We start from the raw sequence: 5,036 nt of genomic DNA, 5'->3' as shown, positions 1-5,036 counted from the left end.
TGCTGTTGTGTCGCTTCTGGGGCGGCGGGTTCGTGTGGGCGGCGCCACCGCACCGGCCCTATGGGGGCTTTGGTGCTGCTCCGGTCCCGCGGAGGGGGCGGGACCGGAGCACGACACACGACACACGGCACACGGCACACGGCACACGGACGAGGGAGGGGACCCGATGAACGCGGACAGGACGGCCTACGGGGACTGGGACGAACTGGTCGGCGCGGCCCTGCTGGGGACCGAGCGGCGCCAGGGCAGTCCCGAGGCGCTGCTCGGGGCCGCGGCCCTGCAGACCGTACGGCGCCGGGCGGGCCTGCTGCCCGCCGAAGCGGGCCCGAGGCCGGAACCCGCGCCGCACGATCCGCGCCCGACGCCCCCGGAGCCAGCCCGCCGGCGCCTCGCGCAGCTGCTGGCGGGCCGGACCGGCGCGGGCGGCTCCGGCGGGCGGCGGGGGGCCGCGCCGGATCTCACGGAGCTGCTGCCGCAGTGGCTGGCCGCCGCCGGGCTGCACGGCTACCGCGCCCCGGCCTCGCTGGTGCCCGCCCTGCTGGACGCGGCGCGGGCCCGCACCGACCTGCGGCCACAGGCGCTGGCCCTGGCCGGGACGCGCGGGCTGTGGCTGGCCCGGCTCAATCCCGACTGGCGGTTCGCCCTGCGCGGCGGATCCGGTGGCGCGGGGGAACTGCCCGCGGCGACGGACGCGGCGGGGGTGGAACGGCTCTGGCAGGAAGGGCTGTTCGCCGAGCGCGTGGCACTGCTCGGCCTCGTACGGGCCCACGAGGCGGCGGCCGCGATCCGGCTGCTGACGACCACCTGGGCCACCGAACGGGCCGAGGACCGGCTGATGTTCCTCGACTCGCTGCGGGTGGGGCTGTCGGACGACGACGAGCCGTTCCTCGAGGCGGCGCTGGGCGACCGGAGCCGCAATGTGCGGGCGACCGCGGCCGAGTTGCTCTCCGCGCTGCCGGGCTCGGCGCTGGCCGGACGGATGGCGGAGCGCGCCCTGGCCTGCGTCGGCCCGGAAGGGGTGACGCCGCCGGCCGAGTGCGATGCGGGGATGCTGCACGACGGGGTGGTCAAGCGGCCGCCCGCCGGGCGCGGGGAACGCGCGTGGTGGCTGGGCCAGCTGGTGGAGTCCGCGCCGTTGTCCTGCTGGCAGGAGCGGTTCGGCGGTCTCGGCCCGGCGGAGATCGTGGCACGGCCTCTGGCCGAGGGCTGGGCGGAGGAACTGCACGCGGCATGGTGCCGGGCAGCGGTCCGCCAGCGCGATCCCGCCTGGTCGCGGGCCCTGCTGGGCTCGGCTTCCGCACCACCGGCCGCCGGGCCTGCGACGGCCTCGCTCGCGGAGCGGGCGAAGCTGCTGTCGATCCTGGAGGAGGAGCAACGGGCGGCGTGGGTAGCGGAGTTCATACGGGCCCACGGGCTGTCCGAGGCGTTCCAGCTGCTCGGGGCGTGCGTGGTGCCATGGGCCGGGGCACTGGGCCTGGCCGTGGTCGAGGCGCTGGACTCCGCGCGGGACGCGGGCGGCTACCCGTGGAGCTTCAGCGGGGTGATGGGCCTGGCGGAGCGCTGCCTCGACCCGGCGGAGGCGGACCGGCTGGCCGCCATGACGACGGAGCCCGTCGAGGCCGGGGGCGCCGCGGCGTACTGGTCGGAAGCCTTCCAGCGCCTGGCGGCCACCCTCCGGCTCCGCGCCACGATGCACGCCGAGCTGGCCCCTCCCGGCCCGTAGCCGGGCGGGGACGGGCGCACCGCCGCCCGCGTCGCCGCGGCCGTGGCCGGGGCCCGGCCACGGCTCGGCTACAGACCGGCCGCAGCTGGGCTACGGACCGGCCGCGACTCGGCTACGGACCGGCCACGGCCCGGCCGCGACAACGACAACGACAACGAGTACGCCTGGAGCTACGGCTACGGCTACGCCTGCCGTACGTGCGCCCGGACCCAGTCGACGATGGCCGTCGTCGTCGCGCCCGGGGTGAAGATCTCCGCCACACCCTTTTCCTTCAGCGGAGCGATGTCATCCTCCGGAATGATGCCGCCGCCGAACACCTTGATGTCCGCCGCGTCGCGCTCCGCGAGGAGCTCCAGCACGCGCGCGAACAGCGTGTTGTGGGCCCCGGAGAGGATCGAGAGGCCGATCGCGTCGGCGTCTTCCTGGATCGCGGTGTCCACGATCTGTTCGGGGGTCTGGTGAAGGCCGGTGTAGATGACCTCCATGCCCGCGTCCCGCAGGGCCCGCGCGATCACCTTGGCGCCCCGGTCGTGGCCGTCGAGACCAGGCTTGGCCACCACCACACGAATCGGACCGGTCACACCCATCGCACTGCCTCCCGAGTGAACGAACGTTAAGTACAGCATCGCGCACACCCCCGTTTCGCGGTCAACCACGAGGGGGAAATCACACGTGGGATGGCGTGCACCGCTCCCGTGCCGCCACACCGTGCCGACAGCCGCACGGCACGGCGTGGCCGGCCCCGCGGTCCCAGACCCTGAGGGGAGGCCGTCCATGGGGCTGTCCATGTCCGGGGCCGCACTGCGGGCCGGCGTGCTGGAAGTGATCGTGCTCGGCGGGCACATCCTGATGTATCCGACGGGGATGCGCCAGGAGCGCCCCGCCGTCGCGCGCCGCGCCGCCGAGTCCGGCGCCGCCGCACCCCCCGTGCTGCTCCTGCACGGATTCACCGACAACCGCTCCGTCTTCGTGCTCCTGCGCCGCGCCCTCGAGGCGGGCGGCAGGCGCCAGGTGGAGACGTACAACTACTCCCCCTTCACCCTCGATCTGCGCGTCACCGCCCGCCGTCTCGCCGAGCGCGTCGAGGAACTGTGCGAGCGCACCGGGCAGGAGCGGGTGGACCTGGTGGGGCACAGCCTCGGCGGTCTGATCGGGCGGTACTACGTCCAACGCCTCGGCGGCGACGCCCGGGTCCGCACCCTCGTCACGCTCGGTACCCCGCACTCCGGCACGGGCGTCGCCCCCTTCATGGACGCGCACCCGCTGGTCCGGCAGATGCGCCGGGACTCCGAGGTGATGGCCGAGCTGCGCGCGCCCGCACCTGGCTGCCGGACCCGATGCGTGGCGTTCTGGAGCGAGTTCGACGCCCTGATGGACCCGGCCGAGTCGGCCCGAATCGAACACCCGGACCTGCTCACGGAGAACGTGCAGGTCATCGGCATCGGACACCTCGCGCTTCCCGCGCATCCGACCGTCATCGCGGCGGTCCGGCGCACGCTCGACGGGCCCGGCCCGGTCGCCGTCCCCCACCTCGGTACCGCGTCCGTCGCCTGACCGAAAGGGGGCTCCCGAACCGCCCTCAATCGAACGCATTTCGAACTCAAGGCCAAGGGTGGCCCTTTGAGCGACCGAAAGGCGGCCGAATGCCCGGTTCCCCCAGGGCTGGACCCCGCCGAAGATTGTCGTGGCGTGTAACCGGCGGGTACAGTCACGCCACTGCTCTCCTCCGAGGAACTCCATATTCCTCGGCCACCCAGGCCCCCCGCTGCCGAGGCGAAAGAGAAGTTGGTGAACGACCGCCCTTCGTCGGGCCAGTACCCCGATCTCGGGTACGACGGCCTTGCCACCACCACCTTCGCTGGCGATTCCGCCTATGCGTCCTATGAATCACAGGGCCAGGGCTATCACTACGCCGCATACGGGTCCTACGACACCGGCACCGGCGCGTACGACACCACCGCGTGGACCACCCCGCAGAGCGGCTACTCCCAGCAGCCCGAGACCGGCGGTCACGACGGATACCTCTCGAGCGTCCCCACCCAGGGCATCTCCACGGACTACCAGTCCACCGCCTTCGGCTACGACACGTGGTCGACTCCGGGTTACGGCACCGAGACCGGCGCCTACGACGCCACCGCCTGGAACACCGCCTCCGAGCCGCAGCAGCAGCCGCAGCACCAGCAGACGCAGGAGCCCCAGCAGGCTTACGCGTACGGCTACGAGCAGGCGCAGGCGCAGCCCCAGGAACAGCAGTACTCCTACGAGTACGCGTACCCGGCGCCCCCCGTGTACACCGAGACCGCGGTCTTCGAGGCCATCCCCGAGGACGACGCCCACGGCGGCTTCCACGGGGACTCGCTCGGCGACTCCCCCGACGCCCCGCGCGGCGACGAGGACGAGGAAACTGCCGCCGCCGACGACGTCCGGGTGCACGACCTCCCCACCCAGGCCATGCCCGTCACGCGGCCGGCCCCGGTGGCCGCTCCGTCCGAGCCGCGCCCCTCGCGCCGCGCCGGGAACACCCGCCGCCGCACGCCGGCGAAGCGCTCCGCCCTGCTGACCGTGGCCGTGCCCTCCGCTTGCGTGATGGGTGTCGCGGGTGTGGCCGCCGCCTCCGTCGGCGGACTCACCGGCGCGGAGAAGCCCTCCGAGGAGACGACCACGCTGGCCGCGCCCGACCCGGCCTCCATCAAGCCGGTCGCGGCGAACAGCAAGCTCGACACGCAGCTCACCGCCCTCAGCGCCGACGCCGGCGATTTCGCGGACCGTGCGAGCCGCACCCAGGAACGCATCGACCTGCGCCTGCGCCAGGACGAGGAAAAGAAGAAGAAGGCGGAGGAGGAGGCGGCCAAGGAAGCGGCCCGCCCCAAGTTCGCCCTCCCCGTCGCGCGGCACGGCCTCAGCGCGGGCTTCGGCCAGGCGGGCGTGAACTGGATGTCCGTACACACCGGCATCGACTTCCCGGTGGGCTACGGGACTTCGGTTATGGCCGCCACCGACGGCACCGTGCGCAGCCAGTTCAACAGCGCTTACGGGAACATGGTGATACTCACCGCGCCCGACGGCACCGAGACCTGGTACTGCCACCTCAGCAGCGCCAAGATCCGCTCCGGCAAGGTCAAGGCCGGCGATGTGATCGCGTACTCCGGCGACACGGGCAACTCCACCGGACCCCACCTCCACTTCGAGGTTCGGCCGGGCGGCGGCTCCCCCATCGACCCCCAGGCGTGGCTGCGCAGCCACGACCTGGACCCGAACTAGTGCCGCGTCGGGCAAGGTTTGCCCCTTGAGGAGCGGCGTCCGGTGCGTGCTC

At 73.3% G+C, this 5,036-nt stretch carries 4 protein-coding genes; 3 read left to right on the top strand and 1 reads right to left on the bottom strand.

The window, feature by feature from the left end; genetic code table 11:
* Nucleotides 1–166 precede the first annotated feature (166 nt).
* Nucleotides 167–1,723, top strand: a complete 1,557-nt coding sequence (locus ACWF9Z_RS13020) for a DUF5691 domain-containing protein (RefSeq protein WP_453601118.1) — start codon at nucleotides 167–169, stop codon at nucleotides 1,721–1,723.
* 182 nt (nucleotides 1,724–1,905) lie between these two features.
* Here the strand turns inward: ACWF9Z_RS13020 and ACWF9Z_RS13015 are convergent, their stop codons facing one another.
* Entirely contained in the window at nucleotides 1,906–2,310 is a 405-nt protein-coding gene (locus tag ACWF9Z_RS13015; protein ID WP_453601115.1) for a cobalamin B12-binding domain-containing protein, read from the bottom strand.
* A 187-nt stretch (nucleotides 2,311–2,497) separates the two neighbouring features.
* Here ACWF9Z_RS13015 and ACWF9Z_RS13010 point away from each other — a divergent pair, with 187 nt between their 5' ends.
* Nucleotides 2,498–3,277, top strand: coding sequence for an esterase/lipase family protein (locus tag ACWF9Z_RS13010; protein WP_453601112.1), 780 nt, complete (start codon nucleotides 2,498–2,500; stop codon nucleotides 3,275–3,277).
* A gap of 234 nt (nucleotides 3,278–3,511) precedes the next feature.
* A complete protein-coding gene (locus tag ACWF9Z_RS13005) occupies nucleotides 3,512–4,984 on the top strand; it encodes a peptidoglycan DD-metalloendopeptidase family protein (protein ID WP_453601109.1) in 1,473 nt (490 codons plus the stop codon).
* Nucleotides 4,985–5,036: the final 52 nt, after the last annotated feature.

The organism is Streptomyces sp. NPDC054961, from assembly GCF_053609145.1.
The sequence above is the reverse complement of the archived record's forward strand: the minus strand, read 5'-3'. Positions and strand labels throughout refer to the sequence as shown.

Excerpts from the sequence above, each read along its gene's own strand:
- ACWF9Z_RS13020 (WP_453601118.1), top strand. The coding sequence starts at position 167 with ATGAACGCGGACAGGACGGCCTACGGGGACTGGGACGAACTGGTCGGC.
- ACWF9Z_RS13015 (WP_453601115.1), bottom strand. The coding sequence starts at position 2,310 with ATGGGTGTGACCGGTCCGATTCGTGTGGTGGTGGCCAAGCCTGGTCTC.
- ACWF9Z_RS13010 (WP_453601112.1), top strand. The coding sequence starts at position 2,498 with ATGGGGCTGTCCATGTCCGGGGCCGCACTGCGGGCCGGCGTGCTGGAA.